The organism is Pseudomonas sp. MWU12-2345, assembly GCF_023242385.1.
In the GTDB taxonomy this organism is placed as follows: domain Bacteria; phylum Pseudomonadota; class Gammaproteobacteria; order Pseudomonadales; family Pseudomonadaceae; genus Aquipseudomonas; species Aquipseudomonas gingeri_D.
On the sequence record NZ_JALLJA010000028.1, the window covers coordinates 1 to 20,633 of the forward strand.

The window sequence follows — 20,633 nt, forward strand, 5'->3', positions numbered from 1 at the left end:
GATCGGGTTCCAACGCAAAGATATCGTCGTGTTCAGTCCTTCACGAAGCCGAACAACTCCGCCGCCGTATTGCACAGCAGATGCTGACGTAACGGCGCGGCGCAGGCCAGACGACGCAGACGATCAAGCTCCGAGCTGAAACCTACCTCCTGCTCATGCTGCGTATGCGGCCAATCGCTGCCCCACAACAAACGGTCCGGCCCCAGGGTTTGCAGCATCAACGACAAGGCCTTCTCGGCGAAATGCAGGTTTTCCATCGGCGTCCCGCCCAGCCGGTAAATACCCGAAACCTTGATCCACAAGCGCCCGCTTTCACCCAGTTCAAGCAGACGGGCAAAAGCCGGTTGCCCGGCCCCGAGCCGTGCATCGGGACGGCCGAAATGATCCACCACCACCTTGCAACCCAGCGCCAGCAACGGCTCGACCAAAGCCGGCAGATCCTCCAGTTGACGGTGTACTTCGACATGCCAGTCGAGGCGGCGTAAATGGCCGAAAAACACCTGCCACGACGCTTCGGCAAAGTCCGGTAGCGGCTGCCCCATCAGGTTCAGGCGAACGCCCGCCACGCCGAGTCCGGCCATCCGCTCCAACTCGCTGACGGCAATATCGCGCTCAACCACCACCACCCCGCGCAGCCGTTCGGGCTCCTGCTGCAATGCTGCCAGCAGATAGCTGTTGTCGGTTCCGAGGAAACTCGGTTGCACCAGCACACCGTGGCTCAGGCCGTTTTCCTGCAAGCGCTGCAGGTAGTCGGCCAGGGTCGCATCGTAGTCCGGTGCATAACGGCGCACGGTCGCAAGCCCCAGGCCGCGTTCGAAAACATGGGCATGGGCATCGATGCCGCGAATCGGCAGTGGGCAAGTCTCGGGCATGGAACTCATCTATGGCTGAAGCACCGCACAGGGCGGCGCGATATAAAGTTGAATCACGTCTGAACGCAGGTCTTGTGGCGATGAGGCCCTTGAGCCTGGCGTTGCCTGTCAGGACGCCTTCGCGGGCAAGCCCTGCTCCTACAAGTTACGTGGTGCTCTCAGGATAATTGGCGGGCATCTGCGCCCTTGGCCGACGCGACTTCCGGCACAGCCTCCTGCAGATTGCGGCCCTTGGTTTCCGGCAGCGCCAATGCGGCCAGCACCGCCACGCCGTAGGCGATCCCCGCATCGATACCGATGGCCGAACCCAGGGACATCGACTCGCTCATATGCCCGACCATGAACGGGAACACCGCCGACAGCACACGACCGAAGTTGTAGCAAAAGCCCACGCCGGCACCACGGACATCCGCTGGATACAGCTCATTGAAGAACGACCCCAGGCTGGCCGGGATCCCGGCGGCGAAAAAGCCCAGGGGGAAGCCGAGGAACAGCATCTGGGTATTGCTCAACGGCAGGAACAGATAGCACTGCACCGTGATCACGCAACAGAAGGCGAAGAGGATGATGTTCTTGCGCCGGCCGATACGGTCCAGCAACAGACCGCTGACCACACAGCCGAACCAGAACGCCACGATGATCACCGCCAGGTAGCCGCCAGAACTCAACACCGAAAGGTTGCGTTCGGTCTTGAGGAAGGTCGGCAGCCAGGTCATCACCGCGTGATAACCACCGTGCGCCCCCAGACCGAGGATGCCGCCGAGCAGCGTCACCCGCAGCAACTCGGGACGGAAGATCGCCGCCATCGAAGCCAACAAACCACGGCTCTGGGCCTTGGCCTGGCGTTGCGCGCTGTCGGGTTCGACCACGCTGCGCCGCACATAAATCACCAGCAGCGCCGGCAACAGGCCCACGAGGAACATCACGCGCCAGGCCATGGCCTCGGGCACGAAGGTATAGATCAGCGTAAACACCCCGACCGCCGCGCCCCAGCCGATCGCCCAGGCGCTCTGTACCGCGCCCATGACCTTGCCGCGGAACCGGGCCTGGATGGTCTCGGCCATCAGCACCGCGCCCGCCGCCCACTCGCCGCCGATGCCAAAGCCTTGCAGCGCCTTGACGATCAGCAACTGATTGAAGCTGGTGACAAAGGCCGAAAGAAAGGTGAACAACGAGAACCAGAGGATCATCCATTGCAGCGTTCGGACCCGGCCATAGCGGTCGGACAGCGTGCCGCCGAGCCAGCCACCGATGGCCGAACTGATCAGGGTCACGCCGCTGACCAACCCGGCATCGCCCTTGCTCAGGGCGAAGGCGGCGATCAGCGCGGGAATCGCCAGGCCGAACATTTGCACTTCCAGCGCATCCAGGGACCAGCCGCCAAAGCAGGCCCAGAATGTCTTGCGCTCCCTCGAGGTGATATCGCGATACCAACTGAACATGATTTCTTATCCTTATAGGTGAACGGGGAGCAGACCAGGGCTCAGCGAATCTCGACGCTGTAGCGGAAGTGGCTGGCCTGGCCACGGGAGCGCCGCCACTCCAGGGGCTGGCCGGCGTAGTCGCGGGCCAGTCGCTCGATCACCACCACCGGGCTGTTGGCCTCGATCTGCAACAACCGCGCATGGACCTCGCCCACGGCTTCGGCGGTGAGGGTTTCCTCGGCACAGGCGACGACCTGGCCGCACAGTTCCTCATAGATCGGATAGAGCAGCGGCCCCTGCTGTTCCAGATCGGCGCTCAGCAGCGCCTGGAACGGCCCCTTGGGCAGCCAGATTTCCTCGGCCAGCACTGGCGCGCCTTCCAGCAGTCGCAGACGGACCATACGGATAACCTCGGCCTCGGGCGGCAGCCCCAGGGCCTGGCTGACCGCCGAGGGCGCGGGCAGGGAATCGATATTGAGGATTCGGCTTTCGGGGACCTGGCGTTCACCGGCCAGGGTCTGGAAGCGGAAGAAGCGGAACAGCGAAGACTGGAACTGCGGGCGACGGATAAAGGTGCCGCGGCCTTGATGGCGTTCGAGAATGCCCTCCTCCACCAGCTTGTCGATGGCCTTGCGCACGGTACCGATGGACAGCTGGTACTCGCCGGCCAGCACCGTTTCGGTGGGAATCGCCTCACCCGGGCGCCAGCGGTTATTGGCTATTTGCCGGGCCAGTTCGTCACGCAGACGTTGATAAAGGGGCAGGCGTTCGTCGCTGGAAAGGGCATTCATTCTTGTAGTTATCCAGTCATCTATATGAATTTTTACCGAGTATTCTCCCTGGATGAAAAAGCGTCAAGTGGCTCGCCGAAACGGCCTGACGACCGGACTGGCGCTCACCCGCCCCAGCAGCAACACTCATTGCGACAGCAGCAAGAGGATTCCCACATGCTCTGGAGAAAAGGACGGCGCAGCGACAACGTGGTGGATGCTCGCGATGACGGCAATGCCGGGAGTGGCGGTCTGCGTTTTGGCGGGGGCAAAGGCTTGAGCCTGGGTGCCGTCGTGCTGATCGTCGGCATCGGTCTGCTCACGGGCCAGGACCCCATGCAGATTCTCGGAGAACTCAGCAACCACCTCAGCCAGCAACCTTTAGCCCCCGCCACTCAGCCAACCCGCCAGGCACCGCCGGCCAACGATGAGCAGGCGGACTTCGTCCGGGCCATTCTCGGGGACACCGAAGACACCTGGGGCCAGATCTTCCAGCAGGCCGGTCGTCAATACAAAGACCCGACACTGGTGCTGTTCCGCGGACGGGTCGCCTCCGCCTGCGGCCTGGCCGCCTCCGCCACCGGGCCGCTCTATTGTCCGGCGGATCAACGGGTCTACCTGGACCTGGATTTCTTCCGCGAGATGTCCCAACGCTTCAAGGCCGCCGGGGATTTTGCCCAGGCCTATGTGATCGCCCACGAAGTCGGCCATCACGTGCAAAACCTGCTCGGCGTGTCCGCCAGGATGCAGGCGGCCCGCCAGCAAGGGCAAAAGATGGAAGGCGCCGACGGCTTGCTGGTCCGCCAGGAACTGCAAGCCGATTGCCTGGCCGGGGTCTGGGCCTATCACGCGCAGCAACGCTTGAAATGGCTGGAGCCCGGCGATATCGAAGAAGCCTTGAATGCCGCCAACGCAATCGGTGATGATCGTCTCCAGCAGCAGGGTCAGGGGCGCGTGGTGCCGGACTCCTTCACCCACGGCACCTCTGCGCAACGGGTGCGCTGGTTCAAGACCGGCTTCGCCCAAGGGCAACTCAACCAATGCGATACCTTCGCCGCCAAGAGTCTGTAAATGAAAAAAATACTGTGTGGGTCATTGTTGTTGGGCATGTGCGTGATCGGCGCCCAGGCCCAGGCCAAGGAACACGGGCTCGAAGTCAGCCCCAATCACTTGAAGTTGTCGGCCGGTGAATTGAGCGTCGGGCTCAATCGCGATTGGCAGGGGCCGATGCCGGATGTGGAACGGGTGCTGATCATCGTCCACGGTCGGCTGCGTAACGCCATGACCTATCTGCAGAGCGCGGAGACCGCCGCGGCCCAGGCGGGCCAGGACCGCAATACCCTGATCATCGCCCCGCAGTTCCTCAATGACAGCGATGCGCGGAGCAATCACCTGCCGGGCAACCTGCTGCGCTGGCACGGCGATGACTGGATGGCCGGTTCGGAATCGACCGGGCCTTCGGCGATAAGCTCCTATGCGGCCCTGGACGAAGTGCTCCAGCGCCTGGGCAACAGGAAGAAGTTTCCGGCCCTGCGTGAAGTGGTCGTCGCCGGGCACTCCGGGGGTGGCCAGGTGGTGCAACGCTATGCGCTGGTAGGGCATGGCGATGCGCAATTGGCGGGGAGCGGCGTCAAGCTGCGCTATGTGGTCGCCAACCCGTCGTCCTACGCCTATTTCAACGCCCAGCGGCCAGTGGTGGGGTTCAGCCCGGCGAGTTGCCCGGGGTTCAACGACTGGAAGTATGGCCTGCAGAACCTGCCGGACTACGCCAAGGGGCAATCGCCGTCGCAGTTGGAGCAGGGTTATGTGCAACGCGATATCACCTACCTGCTGGGGCAACAGGACACCGACCCGAACCATCCGGCCCTGGACAAGAGCTGCGGGGCGGAAGCCCAGGGGGCGTATCGGTTGATTCGTGGGCATAACTATTTCGCCTACCTGCAACAGCGTCATCCGCAAGGGTTTACGCAGACGCTGGTCGAGGTGCCCGGGGTTGGGCATAACGGCGACGGGATGCTGACTTCGCCGCAGGGGCAGAAGGCGTTGTTTCAGCGCTGACGGTTTTCAGTGTGGGCAATGAGAGCAGCATTGCCCGCACTGGCCTCTTCGCGGGCAAGCTCCGCTCCCACAGGTTTTGCGTACTACTCAAAACTTGTGTACGACACTCCCCCTGTGGGAGCGGAGCTTGCCCGCGAAGAGGCCCTCAAGCCGAAAGCATCTGCCGAAGCGCGACACAATCCTCGGCATGCCAATCCGTCAGCTCCGGCCACGGGTTGTCCGGCAGGTTGACCAAGATGGTCCGAGCCCCCGCCGCCCGTCCGCAATCCAGGTCGAAACGATAGTCACCGACCATCACCATCTCGCTCGGCGCCACCTCCCAGGCTTCGGCCAATTTCAGCAAACCGCCCGGATGCGGCTTGGGCGGTGCTTCATCGCGACCCAGCACATCGGCCTCGGCGAAACAGTCCGCCAGGCCGATGGCCTCCAGCGTCACATGGGCCAGCTCGCGGGCATTGCGCGTCAGGATACCCAGGCGATAACCGCGCCCGGCCAACTCACGCACCAGCTCCACCGCCCCCACCGCCGGCTTCGAGCCCAGCGCCAGGTCCCGCTCGTGCTCCAGCAACCAGGCATGTTTGGTCGCGGCTTCATCCGCCGGCAATGCCGCCAGATGGGTGAGAATGTCGTGTTCCGGCGGAATCGACAGGGCCACGCGGATCGCGGCGAAATCGTGCACGGCCACCGTCAGGGTGCCGTCCATATCGAACACCCAATGACGTACCTCGGACAGACTCATGCCCAATCCTTGCGATGACGGATCAAGCCTTCCTGGGTCACCGATGCCACCAGCACACCGGCGCGGTTGTACACGCTCCCCCTGGAAAATCCGCGGGAATTGCCGGCCCACGGGCTGTCCATGGCATAGAGCAACCAGTCGTCAGCGCGCAGATCGGCATGGAACCACAAGGCATGATCAAGACTGGCGACCTGCATATCCTTCTGCCACACCGACTTGCCATGGGGCAGCAAGGACGTGGTCAGCAGACCGAAGTCCGAAGCATAGGCCAGCAGATATTTATGCAGTGCCGGCGAGTCGGCCAGTGCCCCATCGGCACGAAACCAGACGTACTTCACCGGGTCCGACGGCTGCGGGTTGTAAGGGTCCTTCTCGGTGACCGGGCGCACTTCGATGGGCTTGGGGCACAGGAGTTTTTCACGCATATGTTCGGGAATCAGGTGCGCACGTTGCTGGGTGAGCTCCAGCTCCGTGGCCAGGTTCTCCGGCCCGACGACCTGGGGCATGCTGCTCTGGTGCTCGAAACCTTCCTCGTCGTACTGGAACGAGGCGCTGCAGGTGAAGATCGGCTGGCCCTTCTGGATCGCCGTGACGCGCCGCGTGCTGAAGCTGCCGCCGTCGCGCACCCGATCGACCGAGTAGACCACCGGCAAACCGGCATCGCCCGGGCGCAGGAAATAACCGTGCATCGAATGCACATGCCGCGCTTGCTCGACCGTCTGGCTGGCCGCCGACAACGACTGGCCCAGCACCTGGCCGCCGAACAACTGGCGAAAGCCCAGGTCCTGGCTGCGGCCGCGAAACAGGTTTTCTTCAATCGGTTCCAGGGTCAGCAAGTCGACCAGGTCTTCCAGCACTTGGCTCATTCAAACGCTCCTCACACAGGGCAATACTGTTCACTTAACGACGATATCAAGCCATCCGTGCTTGTGTGGCCGGCACGCTGGCCACAGGCCTCGAATGATACAGCCTTTGTCGCTCCCGGCGGTGCAGCGGATCGGCCAACCCCGGGGTTATCCTTGCAGGGTGCGCAGCCATTGCGCGTGGTTGATGCGGTAGAGCACGTGGCGGCGCAACGGATGATCGTCGGCCAGCTTCGGATGCTCGAAGTCCGATTGCGGGTCGTAATGCATGCCGATAGCCTGCATGACCTTCTGCGATGCCGTATTGCTCTCGCTGGTAAAGGCCACGACCTCGTCCAGGGACAGGCGCTCGAAACCGCAGCGCAAGGCCGTCCAGGCCGCCTCGCTGGCATAGCCCAGGCCCCAGTGCTCGCTGGACAGGCGCCAAGCGATCTCCACCGCCGGGGTGAAGGTGGCCTCGAAGTTCACCTGCATCAGCCCGGTCAGGCCGATAAAGGCCCCGGTGTCCTTGCGTTCCAGCGCCCAGAGGCCAAAGCCGTATTCGGCGAAGTGCCCGCGAATCCGACCGATCAGCGCGGCACTTTCCAGACGGTTGAGGACTGTCGGAAAATAGCGCATCACCTGAGGATCGGCACACATCCGGGCAAACTCCGGCAAGTCCTCGTCGCGCCACTGGCGCAACAGCAAGCGTGCACTCTCAAGTTCCAGTATCGGCCCCATCAACTCTCTCTCCGGATTCTTTCAACACGGACTCCCTGCTCGTCAGTGTATCGCGCTGATAAGATCCTTCACTCCTTCCTACATGAATTCGCCATGCCGTTGCCTTTGATCTACCACGATGATTACAGCCCGGACTTCCCCGCGGACCATCGCTTTCCCATGGACAAATTCCGCCTGCTGCGTGATCACCTGGTGGACAGCGGCCTGACCCGGGACGCCGATCTGCTGCGCCCGGCCATCTGCCCTGTGGATATCCTCGCCCTGGCCCACGACCGTGGCTACATCGAGCGCTATATGGCCGGCGAACTGTCCCGCGAAGACCAGCGCCGCCTTGGCCTGCCCTGGAACGAGGCCCTGGCGCGGCGCACCGTGCGCGCGGTCGGCGGCTCGCTGCTGGCCGCCGAACAGGCGCTGGAACACGGTCTGGCCTGCCACCTGGCGGGCGGCACCCACCATGCCCATTACGATCACCCGGCGGGTTTCTGCATTTTCAACGACCTGGCAGTCATCAGCCGCTACCTGCTGGAAAGCGGCCGCGTGGGTCGGGTGCTGATCTTCGACTGCGACGTGCACCAGGGCGACGGCACCGCGCGCATCCTCGAAGACACCCCGGACGCCATCACGGTGTCCCTGCACTGCGAGAAAAACTTCCCGGCGCGCAAGGCCCACAGCGATTGGGACATTCCCTTGCCGATGGGCATGGGTGACGGTGACTACCTCAAGGTGGTGGATGACGCGTTGAACTACCTGCTGCCGCTCTACCAGCCGGACCTGGTGCTGTATGACGCCGGCGTGGATGTGCACAAGGACGATGCCCTGGGTTACCTGAAACTGACCGATGAAGGGGTGGCCGCCCGGGATGAAAGTGTCCTGCGCCATTGCCTGGGCCGGGATATCCCGGTGGTCGGGGTGATCGGCGGTGGCTACAGCAAGGATCGCCAGGCCCTGGCCCGGCGCCACGGGATCCTGCACCACAGCGCGCGGAAGGTCTGGGCGTCATCAGGTTGTCACTGAAGCCTGGGCTTACCCACAATGGCTGTGGAACCGCCTGTGGATAACCTGAGTGAAATGCGCTGCAGGTCTTATGGGGAAAGGGCTGTACAGGACTGTATATTTTTTGTACAGGGATTCTGAATCTACCATCACTCCTAAGGCCCCCACCGTCCTGTAGGAGCAGGGCTTGCCCGCGAAGCTTTTAGCGATTTGGGGGCCTTTCGAGGCCAATCGAGCGTCGACCGGCCGCTCCTACAAGGCCCGCGTACACCACATCCTCGGTGGAAAAACGTAGAATGCCCGGCTCGTTCAGCCAATTCGCCGCCCGCCATGACCCAGCCAACCCCTGACACCACCCCTCACGTTGCCATTATCGGTGGCGGCCCCGCCGGCCTGATGGCCGCCGAGGTCCTGAGCCAGGCGGGTATCCAGATCGACCTCTACGACGGCATGCCTTCGGTCGGGCGCAAGTTCCTGCTGGCCGGCGTCGGCGGCATGAACATCACCCATTCCGAAGCCTACCCGGCGTTTCTCTCCCGCTACGCCGAACGTGCGCCCCACATCGCTCCGTTGCTCCGAGCTTTTGGTGCCGATGCACTGTGCGAATGGATTCACGGCCTGGGGATAACTACGTTCGTCGGCAGCTCCGGCCGGGTTTTCCCCAGCGATATGAAAGCCGCCCCGCTGCTGCGCGCCTGGCTCAAGCGCCTGCGGGAAGCCGGGGTAGTTATCCACACCCGCCATCGCTGGCTGGGCTGGCAGGATGGCAGCCTGGTTATCCACAGCCCGGAGGGCGAAAAAACCTTGCGCCCCGACGCCACGCTCCTCGCATTGGGTGGCGCCAGCTGGGCGCGACTGGGCTCCGACGGGGCCTGGTTACCGCTGCTTGAGCAACAGGGCGTGACGGTCGCACCCTTGCAACCGAGCAACTGCGGCTTCGACGTCGCGGCCTGGAGCGAGGTTCTGCGCGGCAAGTTCGCCGGTGCGCCACTGAAGAACGTCGCTATCGCCCTGCCCCACGGCACGCCGCGCCTGGGGGAATGCGTGATCACCGCCAGCGGCATCGAAGGCAGCCTGATCTACGCGCTGTCCGCGCCGATTCGCGAGCAGATCAACCAGCAAGGCCAGGCGACGATCGAGATCGACCTGCTGCCCGGCAAGCCTGTGGACAAGGTCCAGGCCGCGCTGGCCAAACCCCGTGGCTCACGTTCCATGGCCAAGCACCTGCACAGCCAGTTGGGGATCGACGGAATCAAGGCCGCGTTGCTGCGGGAGCTGACCGATGCCGAGACCTTTGCCGACCCGGCGCGTCTGGCCAGCGCCATCAAGGCCCTGCCGCTGACGCTGGTCAAGGCGCGTCCGCTGGACGAGGCCATCAGCAGCGCCGGTGGCGTACCGTTCGAGGTCATGGACGAGCGGTTGATGCTCAAGGCCTTGCCCGGGGTGTTCTGTGCGGGCGAAATGCTTGATTGGGAAGCGCCGACCGGCGGCTACCTGCTCACGGCCTGCTTTGCCAGCGGGCGGGTGGCGGGACAAGGGATATTGGAGTGGTTGCGGCAGCGGAGCCGAGACAAGGTCATCCCAGGATAACGCACACAACTGTAGGGGCCGGCTTGCTGGCGATGAGGCCCTTGAGCCTTGCATCAATTTCAAGGACGCCATCGCCAGCAAGCCAGCTCCTACAATGACCGTGTTGACCCTGGAGCCAACACGGCATCGATGCTCGCCTTACGGCTTGCGCTTGCGCGGCCCGGTATTGAACACCGGCACCTTGCGCACCGGTTTGATCGACTGCACCACATCTTCCGGCTTCTCGCCGCTGTCGACCCACTTGCCCAGGTTGCGCTTGCCACCAGCGGCTTTCGGTTTTTTCGGCTTCTTCGGTTTCTTGATCACGCTGCCCGAGGCATCGGTGTCCGGCACCCGGTGATCCGGTTCGAAACCGGCTTCGTCCTGACGCTTCAGAGTCTGACGAGTCAGGGTCTCGATGGCTGACAGCAGATTCACCTCATCGGCGCAGACCAGGGAAATCGCCTCGCCAGTGGCGCCGGCACGGCCGGTACGACCGATCCGGTGAATGTAGTCCTCGGCCACGATCGGCAGGTCAAAGTTGACCACCAGTGGCAAGTCCTCGATGTCCAGGCCACGGGCCGCCACATCGGTGGCCACCAGGATCTGGATCTCGCTCGCCTTGAAGCGGTCCAGGGCGCGCTGGCGGGTAGCTTGTGGTTTGTCGCCATGGATGCCGTCGGCATTGATGCCCAGGCCCTGGAGTTTTTCCACCAACTGGTCGACGCCATTGCGGGTCTTGGCAAACACCAGGACCTGCTTCCAGTGCTGCTTGCGCATCAGGTGCACAAACAACTCCGGCTTGCGCTTCTTGTCCACCGTCACCAGCCACTGCTTGACGGTGTTGGCCGCCACGTTGCGCGGGCTGACTTCGATGCTCAGCGGATCGTTGAGCATCTGCCCGGCCAGCAGGCGGATCGCATCGGAGAAGGTCGCGGAAAACAGCAGGGTCTGGCGCTTTTTCGGCAGGGCCTTGTAGATATTGCCCAGCTCTTCCTGGAAACCGAGGTCGAGCATGCGGTCGGCTTCGTCGAGCACCAGGGTCTGCAACTGGTTGAACTTGAGAGCGTTCTGGCGATAGAGATCGAGCAGGCGGCCCGGGGTCGCCACCAGCAGGTCGACGCCCTTGCGCAGCTTCATCATCTGCGGGTTGATGCTGACGCCGCCGTACACCGCATAGGTGCTCAGCGGCAGGTGCTCGGCGTACTGGCGCACGCTTTCATGCACCTGCTCGGCCAGCTCCCGGGTCGGCACCAGGATCAGCGAACGCACCGAGTTGGCGGTGACCTTCGGCCCTTCCAGGGTCAGCAGTTGCAACAGCGGCAAGGCGAAACCGGCGGTCTTGCCGGTGCCGGTCTGGGCCGCGGCCATCAGGTCGCGACCGGCCAATACGGCGGGAATGGCCTGGGCCTGGATCGGTGTGGGGGTCTGGTAACCCAGAGTGTCCAGGGCCCGCGTCAGGGGTTCGATCAGGCCGAGTGTGGCGAATGTCATGGAAGTACCGTAGGAAAAAGTGTCAGCGCCGTAAAGCAATGCGCGGCAGTTTACCCTGTCAGGCCTCTTTCGGCTTGCGCCACTGCGGTAAACCGATCAACACCACGGCGCTGATGATCACGCCCATGGCCATGCACTCCTGCCAGCCGATGTGCTCGCCGGCAAAGAGGATGCCCAGCAGCACCGCCACAGCCGGGTTGACGTAGGCATAGCTTGTGGCCGCCGCCGGGCGCACATGCTTCAACAGGTACATGTAGGCGTTGAAGGCGATGATCGAGCCGAAGACGGTCAAGTAAGCCATGGCGATCCAGCCGTCGGTCGAGGGCATCTGGGTCAGGCGCTCGCCGCGGACAAAGCTGGCCATCAGCAACACCACACCGCCCACCAGCATTTCCGCCGCGCTGGCCATGCCGCCCTGGGGCAGCGGCAGGTGCTTGCTCCACACCGAACCGAAGGCCCAGGTCGCGGCGGCCAACAGCAGCAGGCCGGCACCGAGCGGGCTGGCTTGCAGGTTGGAGCCCATGTTCAGCAGGGCGATACCGATCAGGCCGAGCACAATGCCGGCCCATTCAAGACCGGTATTGCGGTTGCCCCAGAAATAGCCGCAAAGCAAGGTGAACAGCGGCACCGTGGCCACCGTCAGCGCGGCGACGCCCGAGGCCACGCCCATGTGCTCGGCCAGGGTCACCGCGCCATTGCCGAAGCTGAGCAGCAGCACGCCGATGGCCGCCGCTGCTTTCCATTGCGGCCAGGTCGGTGCCGGTACGCCGCGAAGGCGTTGATAGGCAAACAGCAGGCTGCCGGCGATCACAAAACGGATGCCGCCCATCATCAACGGTGGCCAGGATTCCACGCCGATACGAATGGCCAGGTAGGTCGAGCCCCAGATGAAATACAACGCAAAAAAAGCACCGATCAGCGGTAACGGGAAACGGCGTGGGGCAGACATGGGGGGCAGATCCAGGCAGGGCAAGGGAGGCTTATTCTAGAAAGGCGCCTGAAAAATAATAAGTTACAAAACCGTGTTATAAGGCCAGTACACTTTGTAAAGCATGGATATCAGGGTGCTTGGCCATTGTTTCGAAAGCCCACGTAGTAGAGAGCCTGTGGATGGATAAATACGATCGTTTGATTCTGGGTGAGCTGCTGGACAATGGCCGCGCCTCGTTCGCCGAACTGGCGCGCAAGGTCAACCTGTCCGCGCCGGCGGTGGCGGAGCGAGTGGCGAAGCTGGAAAGCAGTGGGGTGATCACCGGGTATCAGGCCAAGGTGGACCTGGCGAAGATCGGTTTACCGATCCAGTGCGTGATCGAGTTGCGGCTCAACCAGCATGGCAAGCAACAGGTCTATGACGACCTGGCGCAGATTCCGCAGATTACCGAATGCCATCGGGTGACCGGGGACCCGTGCGTGATTCTGCAGGCGGCGGTGGGGAGCATGGCGGAGCTGGAGCAGTTGATCAATCGGATTGCCCAGTTCGGTTTCAGCAAGACCTCGATTGTGCTGTCGAGCGCGATTGAGCGGCGGGTGCCGTTGGGGCATTTGGACATGAATGGGAAGGCGAAGGGCTGATAAACCGGCTGCAGTGTTCTGCCTGATGGTCCGTGTTTTCCGGTTTTGGGGGCGCTTCGCACCCCATCGCGAGCAAGCTTGCTCCTACAAGTTTTGCGTCATGCACAGACTTTGCGTACGACGCGGTCCTGTAGGAGCAAGCTTGCTCGCGATCGCTATCTACCAGACGCTGCCACACCCACTGACCGGCACCACCTGCGGCATATCACGCAGCCGAATCCACGGTTCTTTCCGCCAGTGCAGCAGGCTCAATGCTCCGCCGTCCCACTCCAGAATTCCAAGGCTCGGCGCCTGGGTCAACGCCGGCTGCGGCTGGCCGCGCAACATCGGCAGCACCTGATGCGTCAGCCATTGGCGCAGGTGGCGATTCTCCGGCAGGTAGTGATAGACCAACATCGCGTAGACGCCGGATTCGCTGAGCATCAGGTGATCTTCAGATCGGCCGCTACCCTTGAATTTCAGCACCCGCCGCTGATCCGGATCGAGCTTGATGGCTTTGCGTTCATGCCACTCGATCCCCATCAGATGCCCGATATCACGGGCACAGAACCAGGCTTCGTCATGCAGGAGCAAGGCGCGGAGTTTGAGGTGGTGGCGAGTATAGATTTGCGGTTCGAAGCTGATGTCCGCTTGTATTTCAAGAGTGGAACTTTCCATTTGGCGTAACTCCTAGACTTCCTATAAGAGCTGCCAGAAAAGCTTTCCTACGAGCTTGGGTGGCAGCCGTACGCGGAGTAGGAACCGGGTCCTAGGCTACCCGGCCACGCAGAAGCGTGCCCGCGCACGGCCACCATGACTGATTATCCCGGCATAAAAAAAACGCCGCAATCAGAAGGTGGACGCAAAGCGCCTAGTCCAGCTCTGCAAGGGTTCCTACGCCCTGTCACCGATTTGGCGATGACAGGAGAAAGGCTAGAGGCACAATACATTTCGAGCAAGACAGCATAAGTCGCCAGACGGAGTACGATTTTTCCTCGATTTCGTCAGACAAAGGCCGTAAATAGGTGGGTTCTGCGCCTCCAAACAAGCTCAAAACCACGCAAACACCGAAAATACTCAAACCTATTCAAAAAGATTACGCTGAGCAAAAGACGTTATCTGCCGTCGAAAATTCTGATAAGAATCCAACTGCCTGACAGGGCCCTCTGGGTCAAGGCCTAACGTTAACCTCGCACGCATTTCTGAGAATCGCTTTTTAAACTTCGTCAAGCGTGCGCCTTGAGTTTCACTAGCCTCACACAATGCAGTCAGTAGTAACTGCTTAGAATCTCTTACACTTTCTAGTCGGCGAGGAGGCGGTACACAATCCAAACTCCCTCTATAGCTAGGGTTTCCCGCCACCCGTTTAACCTCTTCGATGTCAGCCAGCAACCACGTTTCCAACATCGTCACAGGAACCACCGGAATTACTTTATCTGACTCAATCAATCCGTTTGCGGCACTAGATATTTCTTGTTCCCGGACAGAAACGCCAACATTATCAGCATCGCGGTGAACAAATATCAAGTCCGCATGAGGATAATATTTTAAAATTGCAACAAGTTTCTCCCGAACAGAACGCCCAACAGGAGTCTTAAACATGCCAAGATCTGGAGTTTCACCACTGACTTCGGAGAAGCCCTCTTGGATCAAAAGATTTTCTATATGTTCAACCAAGCGAAGATCTGAGCTACCTTCCCCAACTAGAATAAACCTTACTTTCATAATTCTTCCTTGGACTCAGTCTTCAAAAATCGATATTTGGTTACCCGGAGGAAGTGACAAATATGAAACTATAGAACCTTGATTGATTGACTCGACTCCTGATTTGAAACGCCAGCTATCCTGCAAACTTTTACAGCGAATGGTGGAAGCAGGCATTCCATCAAGCCCTCGCACTTTAACAACATCCGCATAGATCAAATCATCCCGCCCTTCTAATTTAACAAGTACAGGAGAATGGGTCGCAATTAAAATTTGCCGCATAGGATTATCTTCACCCACCGGCTGACTTGTATCAACGGCCAGCTCTTTCAACAAATCAAGCATTGCTCCCATTTTTGCCGGATGAATCCCATTTTCAGGCTCTTCGAAGCAGAGAAGACCTTTAAACTCTGGGTCCTCTGCCATAATGCACAAGGCCATAAAACGTAACGTGCCATCTGACAAGGCTCGGGCAGGCAGAAAGGCTCCTGAACGCTCTTTGACTTCTACTGTTAATAACTGTCGCACTTGATCCACATCAACTCGAACATCTGAAGTTGGCACAATTTCAGAAAGACGACTCGCAATCCGAGAATAAACATTATGATCTTTTCGGAAGAGCTTATAAAGGGCAGCAGCCAACTTGCCGCCATCCGACCCAACGCTGCTTTCCTCGTGCATTTTGTTCGAGCGTCTCATTGCACTCGGTTCCAAAGACAAAAAGCGCCATGACTGCATCTCTCTACGAGCAGCAAGAATTGTCGGCCATGCGGCGCTATTTGTATTTGCTACGACGGTTTTTGGAACACGTCTTGCCGGAAATTTTTGCGGCTGACCACTACTCCCGCCATCTTGGTGCAAGCTAATTTCAACAATGCCATCGTCCATTTGCTTCGTTGATATGTAACCAGCACCTTTACGATCATTCACAACCACTTGATTGCGAAACTGAGAGGCACTTAATGGGAAATGCAAAAAATTAGCAGACTCCCCCTTAGTTATATAAGATAACGTTTCCCGAGAAAGGTATAACCCCAACGTTCCGGAGTCTTCCTCTAGAGGATCTCGCGCAATTTCTACTTCATAGCGTAAAAACGTAGAGGTTGCTTGAGCCTTACGACCGAAGTCATCAACAATATCTAGAGGTACAATCATCTCCACAGCAAGAGTCAAACTTTCCGCTCGATAGTCACCATTGGTCCAAAAGACATCCAACGGATCATTCGACTCAGAATCCCTAACCGCAATAGCGGCCTCAACAATAGTCTTATCACTCAACAGAGAAAGAAATTTTATCGCATCGAAAATATTTGATTTCCCCACACCATTTAGGCCCGCAATACAATTGAAAGGGCCGAGGGAAACTGAGAAATTTAGAAGATTTTTGAAGCCATGGGCTTCGAGTTTGGTAAGCATAGGCGCTCTCTGTCGTCGAGCTAGTGGTTAGCAATTCACACGAGTATCTTTGATCCGGGTACAGGTCTCAAGGGTAAAAACACTCAAATCTGAACAGGCTTCATTTCAAAAAATACCGCCCCCCCCTCAAAAACAAAGCGAGTCCGGCGCTAATCGGAAGCTAAACCTGCCCGTTCGGTCCCATAGAAATCAAGAGGCCCGATACCGCTTCAAATGCTCGCCGATCTTCGCCGCCGGCACCTTCTGCAATTTGCACAACCAATCATGGGACAACACCTGCACCCCATGTTTATCGCGCAGCTCGCCGGCCATATGCGCCAGCAGGTTCGCCGCCATCTCTGCATCGGCCATGGCCCGGTGCGCCTGCCCCGTGTGTGGCAAGCGAGCAAAGGCGGTCAGCGTGCCCAGCTTGTGATTCGGCGCCGCCGGCATCAAGCGCCGCGCCAGCAACAACGAACAGGCAAAATTCTGCAAACGCGTACGCTTGATCCGCCCCAATTCGTAATCCCAGAACTTCTGGTCAAATGCGGCGTTGTGCGCCAGTAACGGAGTCGTACCGACAAACTCGTTGACCTCGTTCATCACCCGCTCCGCCGACGGTGCGGTGCGCAACATGGCGTTGCTGATGCCGGTCAGCTGTTCGATAAAGGCCGGCACTCTCACGCCGGCATTCATCAGGCTCTGGTAACGGTCGACGATGCGCCCTTGTTCCAGGATGACCACGGCGATTTCCGTGGCCCGGCACCCCGCGTTCGGTGTGATGCCCGTGGTTTCAAAGTCGATGACCGCAATACGTTCCAAAAGCCCAGCCCTTTGCAAAATCGGTTTCAGTTTTTCAACAACAACGCGCCTTCGATGGGCACGTAGCGGCTTGCGGCGCGGATCAACGAGTTGGCCGTCAGCCCCGGCACGCCATAGGCCACGGCTTCGACGCCGTGCTTGTCGATGATGCGTGTGAGCAGCAGGTCGAAATCGCCGTCGCCGGAAGCCAGCACCACTTCGTCGACATGGGGCGCCACGTCCATGATATCGATGGTAATGCCCACGTCCCAGTCGCCCTTGGCCGAGCCGTCACTGCGCTGGATATAAGGCTTGAGCTTCACCGTAAAGCCCAGGTTGCGCAGGATCTGCTGGAACTGCTGCTGCTTGCTGTCGCCGCGATCGATGGCGTAGGCGTAGGCCTCGACAATCTCCCCGCGCTGGCTGATATCAGCCCACAGGGCGGCATAGTTGAAGTGACAACCATAGGCCTGGCGAACGGTGTAGTAGAGGTTCTGCACATCGGCGAACACAGCGATTTTCTTCACCGCGAATCCTCATGGCGCAAAAGCGCACTGGCGGGTGATGACGAGCGCTCGGAAGCGATTAGGTGCGCAGTATGCCAGCCCGGGGAGAAGTTCAGCGAATATTCGGCGGGGCGAGGGTGGGCTGGAGGAACAGATTTTCAGAAGCCTGCTTGTCTACAAAGCTTTTGGCGAGCTTGAGGGCGCTTTCGCGGATAAATCCGGCTCCCACAATTACCGGTCAAACCAAAAATCCACATACAACCGAATACCCATTGTGGGAGCGGAGCTTGCCCGCGAAGCTTTTGGCGGCCTTGAGGACGCTTTCGCGGGCAAGCTCCGCTCCCACAGGTTATGCGTAACCCTCCTTCCTCGGTCAGACGAAGGAATCGTCGTCGCCGGAAATGGAGGAACCGTCGTCATCGAAGTCGGTATCAGCGAAACCACCCTGGTTGTTATTGCTGCCCCAGGAGTCGTTGTTGGCCATGCGCTGATCATCGCCCCAACCACCGCCACCACCGTTGTTGCTCATCGGGCTCGGCTCGATGATTTCTTCGATGATCTGCGGTTGCTGCTGATTGTGATGGAACAGGCTGCTGATACCTTCCGCCAGCATCACGCCACCGGCCACGCCGGCCGCGGTTTTCAGCGCGCCACCAAGGAAACCGCTACCCATGGGCGCCGCCGGGGCCGCCTGCTGTGGCGCGGGCTGGGCGTAGGCAGGCTGCTGATAGTTGGGCTGGGTGTTGTAGTTCTGCTGCGGTGGCGGAGCATTGAACCCAGGACGCCCCGGCTCACGCCAGCCGCCACCGGAATTGCTCGGTGCAGGCGCTGGAGCCGGATCGCGGCTGCCACCGAAAATGCTCGACAGGAAACCACCGCTGCTCGACGCCGGCGCGGCGCTCTGGGCACGGGCCTGCTGCAACTCGTCCTGAAGCTGCTGCAACTGCGCCTGCAGTTGCTTGTTCTGTTCGTCGAGGCTCTTGATCGCGTGCTCTTGCACCAGGATCGACTGGGTCATGTAGTACGGTGCAGCCGGTTGGCGAGTCAGGTGTTCCTTGATCCGCGCCTCGGCCAGGGCGTCACGCGGGGCTGAGTCCGTTCCGGCTTGCTGCAACCGTGAAAACAGTCCATCGATCAGGGTTTGCTCTTCGCTGTTCATGGCGACCTCATTAGATTGCCGGGTAGAAATCGATCGCCTCGACCCAACCGGGTCAGGCGTCCCTCAGTTATGGGGTTGTTACTGGAAGTTTCAATAGTCCTTACCTAACGTTTACATTTGAGTGTCGGCCCGCGCCATCGGTTAAAGTGTGGCTCTGCCTCAGCCTGCGCGATAGACAACCGATGAACCCGTTCAATGTAATCCGCGATTCCCTGTATTTTTTCCAGCGCAACCTGCGCCAGATTGCCCTGCTCTGCCTGCCGCTGGTGATCTTCGAAACCTTGCTCCAGCAGGTGTTGGACAACGCGGTGGGCCCGGATGCTTCACCGGCCTATGGCTTGGTGGCCGGACTGCTGGTCTATCCGCTCTACACGGCAGCGCTGATCCTGTTTCTCGATGCCCGCAGCCGTGGCGAAGCGCCAGCCAATCGTGATCTGCTGGCCATGTCCCTGCGCCTGTGGCCACGCTTTGCGCTGCTCTCGGCGGTCAATACCATTGCCATCGTGCTGGGCCTGTCGCTGTATTTCATTCCCGGTATCTGGCTGACCGTGATCCTGGCCTTCTCCGAATACCTGCTGGTGCTGCGCGGGCGCGAGCCGTTGCGGGCGATGAAGGAGAGCTTCGCCTTGAGCCGTGGCCACTTCTGGCTAACCTTCACCTGCATCTTGTGTGTAATGGGTCCACTCTGGCTGCTCAAGGGGTTGAGCCTGAGTGTCTACCCGGCACCGCAGAACCCGGTGTTGATGCTGATCATCGACAGCGCCCACAGTTTCCTGCAACTGTTCAGCTGCGTCGTCTTGTTCCGAATCTACATGCTGATCGGTGAAAATTCCGCCAAAGACTGAACCGAGGCCCATGACCCGTCTATTACGTTACCTGGTGGCAGGCCTGCTGATTGTCGCGGGCCTGGCCGCCCTGCTGGTCTACAGCCTGACCTGGCGCCCGGAAGAGCGCGAGACCCTGCCCGTGCGCTGTACCGCCGAGGCGCCGGTGCTGGTTCCCGGCCAGGCCCTCAAGGTGATGACCTGGAACCTCCAGTACCTGGCGGGCAAACGTTATGTGTTCTGGTACGACCTGCCCGACGGCAGCGGCCCGGACGATCGCCCGACCCCGGAAGACATGGCTTTCAGCCTGGACGAGGTGACCCGGGTGATCCGCGACGAACAGCCGGACATCGTGCTGTTGCAGGAAGTCGACGAGAATGCCAAGGCCAGCGACTACCAGGACCAGTTGAAGTTGCTTCAGGAACGGCTTGCGGACCTGTATCCCTGCAGCTCCCAGGCGTTCAACTGGAAAGCCGACTTTGTCCCGAACCTGCATATTTTCGGCAGTGTCGGGCGCAAGCTGGCGACCTTGAGTCGCTATCAGGTCGAACACGCCGAACGCCAGCAACTGCCGCTGGCCTCGGGCAATCTGCTCAAGCGCCAGTTCGAGCCCCGGCCGGCGCTGCTGGTGAACTACCTGCCGCTGAGTGACGGCGGACAGTTGGCGGTGGTCAATACGCAACTGGGGGCCTTTGCCCAGAACGACACCCAACTCAGGCAAGCAGCGGCAACCCTGCAATTGCTCGACAAGTTCGAGAGCCAGGGCACGCCGTGGCTGATCGGCGGTGATTTCAACCTGCTGCCGCTGGGACAGTATCTGCGCCTGCCACCACGCTTGCGCGGCGGTTACTCGGCGGACAGTGAGTTGCATCTGCTGTGGGACAAATACCCGATGATCCCGAGCAACAACGAAGCCAGCGGCATCGACCGTGAGCGGTGGCTGACGTTTTACCCGAACGATCCCGACGTCAGTGGGCCGGATCGGACCCTGGACTACTTTTTCTACAGTTCCAAGCTCAAGCGGGTCGAGGCCCAAGTGCGGCAGGACGATACCTTGACGATTTCCGATCACTTGCCGGTGCTGGCGCGGTTTCTGTTGCCGGCGGCGCAGTAGTCGCCATCCAGCCCCGGGCGCGCTACTGCGGCCAACACGGCCCCTGTAGGAGCCGGCGTGCCGGCGATAGCGGTGTG

The 20,633-nt window shown here is 60.5% G+C and carries 21 protein-coding genes; 7 read left to right on the forward strand and 14 right to left on the reverse strand.

Annotated elements, in window-relative coordinates; genetic code table 11:
* Positions 1-32: 32 nt before the first annotated feature.
* From M5C71_RS31835 to M5C71_RS31845, 3 genes are all read right to left on the reverse strand, one after another.
* Positions 33-872 (reverse strand): amidohydrolase family protein, encoded by an 840-nt coding sequence (locus tag M5C71_RS31835; RefSeq protein WP_248769566.1) that lies wholly within the window; start codon positions 870-872, stop codon positions 33-35.
* Positions 873-1,030: 158 nt separating this feature from the next.
* Positions 1,031-2,314, reverse strand: coding sequence for an MFS transporter (locus M5C71_RS31840; RefSeq protein ID WP_103495858.1), 1,284 nt, complete (start codon positions 2,312-2,314; stop codon positions 1,031-1,033).
* A 41-nt stretch (positions 2,315-2,355) separates the two neighbouring features.
* Complete coding sequence (locus tag M5C71_RS31845; protein ID WP_248769567.1) at positions 2,356-3,087, reverse strand: GntR family transcriptional regulator; 732 nt, start codon at positions 3,085-3,087, stop codon at positions 2,356-2,358.
* A gap of 156 nt (positions 3,088-3,243) precedes the next feature.
* Here M5C71_RS31845 and M5C71_RS31850 point away from each other — a divergent pair, with 156 nt between their 5' ends.
* A complete protein-coding gene (locus M5C71_RS31850) occupies positions 3,244-4,137 on the forward strand; it encodes a neutral zinc metallopeptidase (protein ID WP_248769568.1) in 894 nt (297 codons plus the stop codon).
* A complete protein-coding gene (locus M5C71_RS31855; RefSeq protein WP_248769569.1) occupies positions 4,138-5,124 on the forward strand; it encodes an alpha/beta hydrolase in 987 nt (328 codons plus the stop codon). It abuts the gene before it with no gap.
* Positions 5,125-5,269: 145 nt separating this feature from the next.
* Here M5C71_RS31855 and M5C71_RS31860 read toward each other — a convergent pair whose 3' ends face one another.
* From M5C71_RS31860 to M5C71_RS31870, 3 genes are all read right to left on the reverse strand, one after another.
* The gene (locus M5C71_RS31860) at positions 5,270-5,863 is read right to left on the reverse strand and encodes an HAD family hydrolase (RefSeq protein WP_248769570.1); all 594 of its coding nucleotides are present in this window, start codon (positions 5,861-5,863) and stop codon (positions 5,270-5,272) included.
* Positions 5,860-6,729, reverse strand: a complete 870-nt coding sequence (gene tesB / locus M5C71_RS31865; RefSeq protein ID WP_103495853.1) for an acyl-CoA thioesterase II — start codon at positions 6,727-6,729, stop codon at positions 5,860-5,862. The genes M5C71_RS31860 and tesB overlap by 4 nt, the downstream gene beginning before the upstream one ends.
* Before the next feature lie 147 nt (positions 6,730-6,876).
* Positions 6,877-7,446, reverse strand: a complete 570-nt coding sequence (locus M5C71_RS31870) for a GNAT family N-acetyltransferase (protein WP_103495852.1) — start codon at positions 7,444-7,446, stop codon at positions 6,877-6,879.
* A 93-nt stretch (positions 7,447-7,539) separates the two neighbouring features.
* Here M5C71_RS31870 and M5C71_RS31875 point away from each other — a divergent pair, with 93 nt between their 5' ends.
* Both M5C71_RS31875 and M5C71_RS31880 read left to right on the forward strand, forming a co-directional pair.
* Positions 7,540-8,460, forward strand: coding sequence for a histone deacetylase (locus tag M5C71_RS31875; RefSeq protein WP_103495851.1), 921 nt, complete (start codon positions 7,540-7,542; stop codon positions 8,458-8,460).
* Positions 8,461-8,769: 309 nt separating this feature from the next.
* Positions 8,770-10,029: a TIGR03862 family flavoprotein gene (locus M5C71_RS31880; RefSeq protein WP_248769571.1), complete on the forward strand. Its 1,260-nt coding sequence runs from the start codon at positions 8,770-8,772 to the stop codon at positions 10,027-10,029.
* 138 nt (positions 10,030-10,167) lie between these two features.
* Here the strand turns inward: M5C71_RS31880 and M5C71_RS31885 are convergent, their stop codons facing one another.
* Together M5C71_RS31885 and yedA are read right to left on the reverse strand one after the other, a co-directional pair.
* Complete coding sequence (locus M5C71_RS31885; RefSeq protein WP_100941488.1) at positions 10,168-11,502, reverse strand: DEAD/DEAH box helicase; 1,335 nt, start codon at positions 11,500-11,502, stop codon at positions 10,168-10,170.
* Between the two features lie 58 nt (positions 11,503-11,560).
* Positions 11,561-12,451: a drug/metabolite exporter YedA gene (gene yedA / locus M5C71_RS31890; RefSeq protein ID WP_152741758.1), complete on the reverse strand. Its 891-nt coding sequence runs from the start codon at positions 12,449-12,451 to the stop codon at positions 11,561-11,563.
* Positions 12,452-12,612: 161 nt separating this feature from the next.
* Between yedA and M5C71_RS31895 the strand changes: the two genes are divergently transcribed.
* Positions 12,613-13,074 (forward strand): Lrp/AsnC family transcriptional regulator, encoded by a 462-nt coding sequence (locus M5C71_RS31895; protein ID WP_103495848.1) that lies wholly within the window; start codon positions 12,613-12,615, stop codon positions 13,072-13,074.
* A 159-nt stretch (positions 13,075-13,233) separates the two neighbouring features.
* Here the strand turns inward: M5C71_RS31895 and M5C71_RS31900 are convergent, their stop codons facing one another.
* The 6 genes from M5C71_RS31900 to M5C71_RS31925 all read right to left on the reverse strand — a co-directional run bounded on the left by M5C71_RS31900 (position 13,234) and on the right by M5C71_RS31925 (position 18,618).
* Positions 13,234-13,731 (reverse strand): Bro-N domain-containing protein, encoded by a 498-nt coding sequence (locus M5C71_RS31900; protein WP_248769572.1) that lies wholly within the window; start codon positions 13,729-13,731, stop codon positions 13,234-13,236.
* A 405-nt stretch (positions 13,732-14,136) separates the two neighbouring features.
* Positions 14,137-14,778 (reverse strand): hypothetical protein, encoded by a 642-nt coding sequence (locus tag M5C71_RS31905; protein ID WP_177145902.1) that lies wholly within the window; start codon positions 14,776-14,778, stop codon positions 14,137-14,139.
* Between the two features lie 15 nt (positions 14,779-14,793).
* Positions 14,794-16,173, reverse strand: coding sequence for an AAA family ATPase (locus tag M5C71_RS31910; protein WP_248769573.1), 1,380 nt, complete (start codon positions 16,171-16,173; stop codon positions 14,794-14,796).
* Positions 16,174-16,362: 189 nt separating this feature from the next.
* The gene (locus M5C71_RS31915) at positions 16,363-16,974 is read right to left on the reverse strand and encodes a 3'-5' exonuclease (protein ID WP_177145904.1); all 612 of its coding nucleotides are present in this window, start codon (positions 16,972-16,974) and stop codon (positions 16,363-16,365) included.
* A gap of 26 nt (positions 16,975-17,000) precedes the next feature.
* The gene (locus M5C71_RS31920; protein ID WP_100941494.1) at positions 17,001-17,480 is read right to left on the reverse strand and encodes an NYN domain-containing protein; all 480 of its coding nucleotides are present in this window, start codon (positions 17,478-17,480) and stop codon (positions 17,001-17,003) included.
* A 352-nt stretch (positions 17,481-17,832) separates the two neighbouring features.
* Positions 17,833-18,618, reverse strand: coding sequence for a DUF2076 domain-containing protein (locus M5C71_RS31925; protein ID WP_248769574.1), 786 nt, complete (start codon positions 18,616-18,618; stop codon positions 17,833-17,835).
* A gap of 182 nt (positions 18,619-18,800) precedes the next feature.
* Here M5C71_RS31925 and M5C71_RS31930 point away from each other — a divergent pair, with 182 nt between their 5' ends.
* The gene (locus tag M5C71_RS31930) at positions 18,801-19,463 is read left to right on the forward strand and encodes a YciC family protein (RefSeq protein ID WP_103495843.1); all 663 of its coding nucleotides are present in this window, start codon (positions 18,801-18,803) and stop codon (positions 19,461-19,463) included.
* A 10-nt stretch (positions 19,464-19,473) separates the two neighbouring features.
* Positions 19,474-20,556 (forward strand): endonuclease/exonuclease/phosphatase family protein, encoded by a 1,083-nt coding sequence (locus M5C71_RS31935; RefSeq protein ID WP_248769575.1) that lies wholly within the window; start codon positions 19,474-19,476, stop codon positions 20,554-20,556.
* Positions 20,557-20,633 lie beyond the last annotated feature (77 nt).

Excerpts from the sequence above, each read along its gene's own strand:
- M5C71_RS31835 (WP_248769566.1), bottom strand. The coding sequence starts at position 872 with ATGCCCGAGACTTGCCCACTGCCGATTCGCGGCATCGATGCCCATGCC.
- M5C71_RS31840 (WP_103495858.1), bottom strand. The coding sequence starts at position 2,314 with ATGTTCAGTTGGTATCGCGATATCACCTCGAGGGAGCGCAAGACATTC.
- M5C71_RS31845 (WP_248769567.1), bottom strand. The coding sequence starts at position 3,087 with ATGAATGCCCTTTCCAGCGACGAACGCCTGCCCCTTTATCAACGTCTG.
- M5C71_RS31850 (WP_248769568.1), top strand. The coding sequence starts at position 3,244 with ATGCTCTGGAGAAAAGGACGGCGCAGCGACAACGTGGTGGATGCTCGC.
- M5C71_RS31855 (WP_248769569.1), top strand. The coding sequence starts at position 4,138 with ATGAAAAAAATACTGTGTGGGTCATTGTTGTTGGGCATGTGCGTGATC.
- M5C71_RS31860 (WP_248769570.1), bottom strand. The coding sequence starts at position 5,863 with ATGAGTCTGTCCGAGGTACGTCATTGGGTGTTCGATATGGACGGCACC.
- tesB (WP_103495853.1), bottom strand. The coding sequence starts at position 6,729 with ATGAGCCAAGTGCTGGAAGACCTGGTCGACTTGCTGACCCTGGAACCG.
- M5C71_RS31870 (WP_103495852.1), bottom strand. The coding sequence starts at position 7,446 with ATGGGGCCGATACTGGAACTTGAGAGTGCACGCTTGCTGTTGCGCCAG.
- M5C71_RS31875 (WP_103495851.1), top strand. The coding sequence starts at position 7,540 with ATGCCGTTGCCTTTGATCTACCACGATGATTACAGCCCGGACTTCCCC.
- M5C71_RS31880 (WP_248769571.1), top strand. The coding sequence starts at position 8,770 with ATGACCCAGCCAACCCCTGACACCACCCCTCACGTTGCCATTATCGGT.
- M5C71_RS31885 (WP_100941488.1), bottom strand. The coding sequence starts at position 11,502 with ATGACATTCGCCACACTCGGCCTGATCGAACCCCTGACGCGGGCCCTG.
- yedA (WP_152741758.1), bottom strand. The coding sequence starts at position 12,451 with ATGTCTGCCCCACGCCGTTTCCCGTTACCGCTGATCGGTGCTTTTTTT.
- M5C71_RS31895 (WP_103495848.1), top strand. The coding sequence starts at position 12,613 with ATGGATAAATACGATCGTTTGATTCTGGGTGAGCTGCTGGACAATGGC.
- M5C71_RS31900 (WP_248769572.1), bottom strand. The coding sequence starts at position 13,731 with ATGGAAAGTTCCACTCTTGAAATACAAGCGGACATCAGCTTCGAACCG.
- M5C71_RS31905 (WP_177145902.1), bottom strand. The coding sequence starts at position 14,778 with ATGAAAGTAAGGTTTATTCTAGTTGGGGAAGGTAGCTCAGATCTTCGC.
- M5C71_RS31910 (WP_248769573.1), bottom strand. The coding sequence starts at position 16,173 with ATGCTTACCAAACTCGAAGCCCATGGCTTCAAAAATCTTCTAAATTTC.
- M5C71_RS31925 (WP_248769574.1), bottom strand. The coding sequence starts at position 18,618 with ATGAACAGCGAAGAGCAAACCCTGATCGATGGACTGTTTTCACGGTTG.
- M5C71_RS31930 (WP_103495843.1), top strand. The coding sequence starts at position 18,801 with ATGAACCCGTTCAATGTAATCCGCGATTCCCTGTATTTTTTCCAGCGC.
- M5C71_RS31935 (WP_248769575.1), top strand. The coding sequence starts at position 19,474 with ATGACCCGTCTATTACGTTACCTGGTGGCAGGCCTGCTGATTGTCGCG.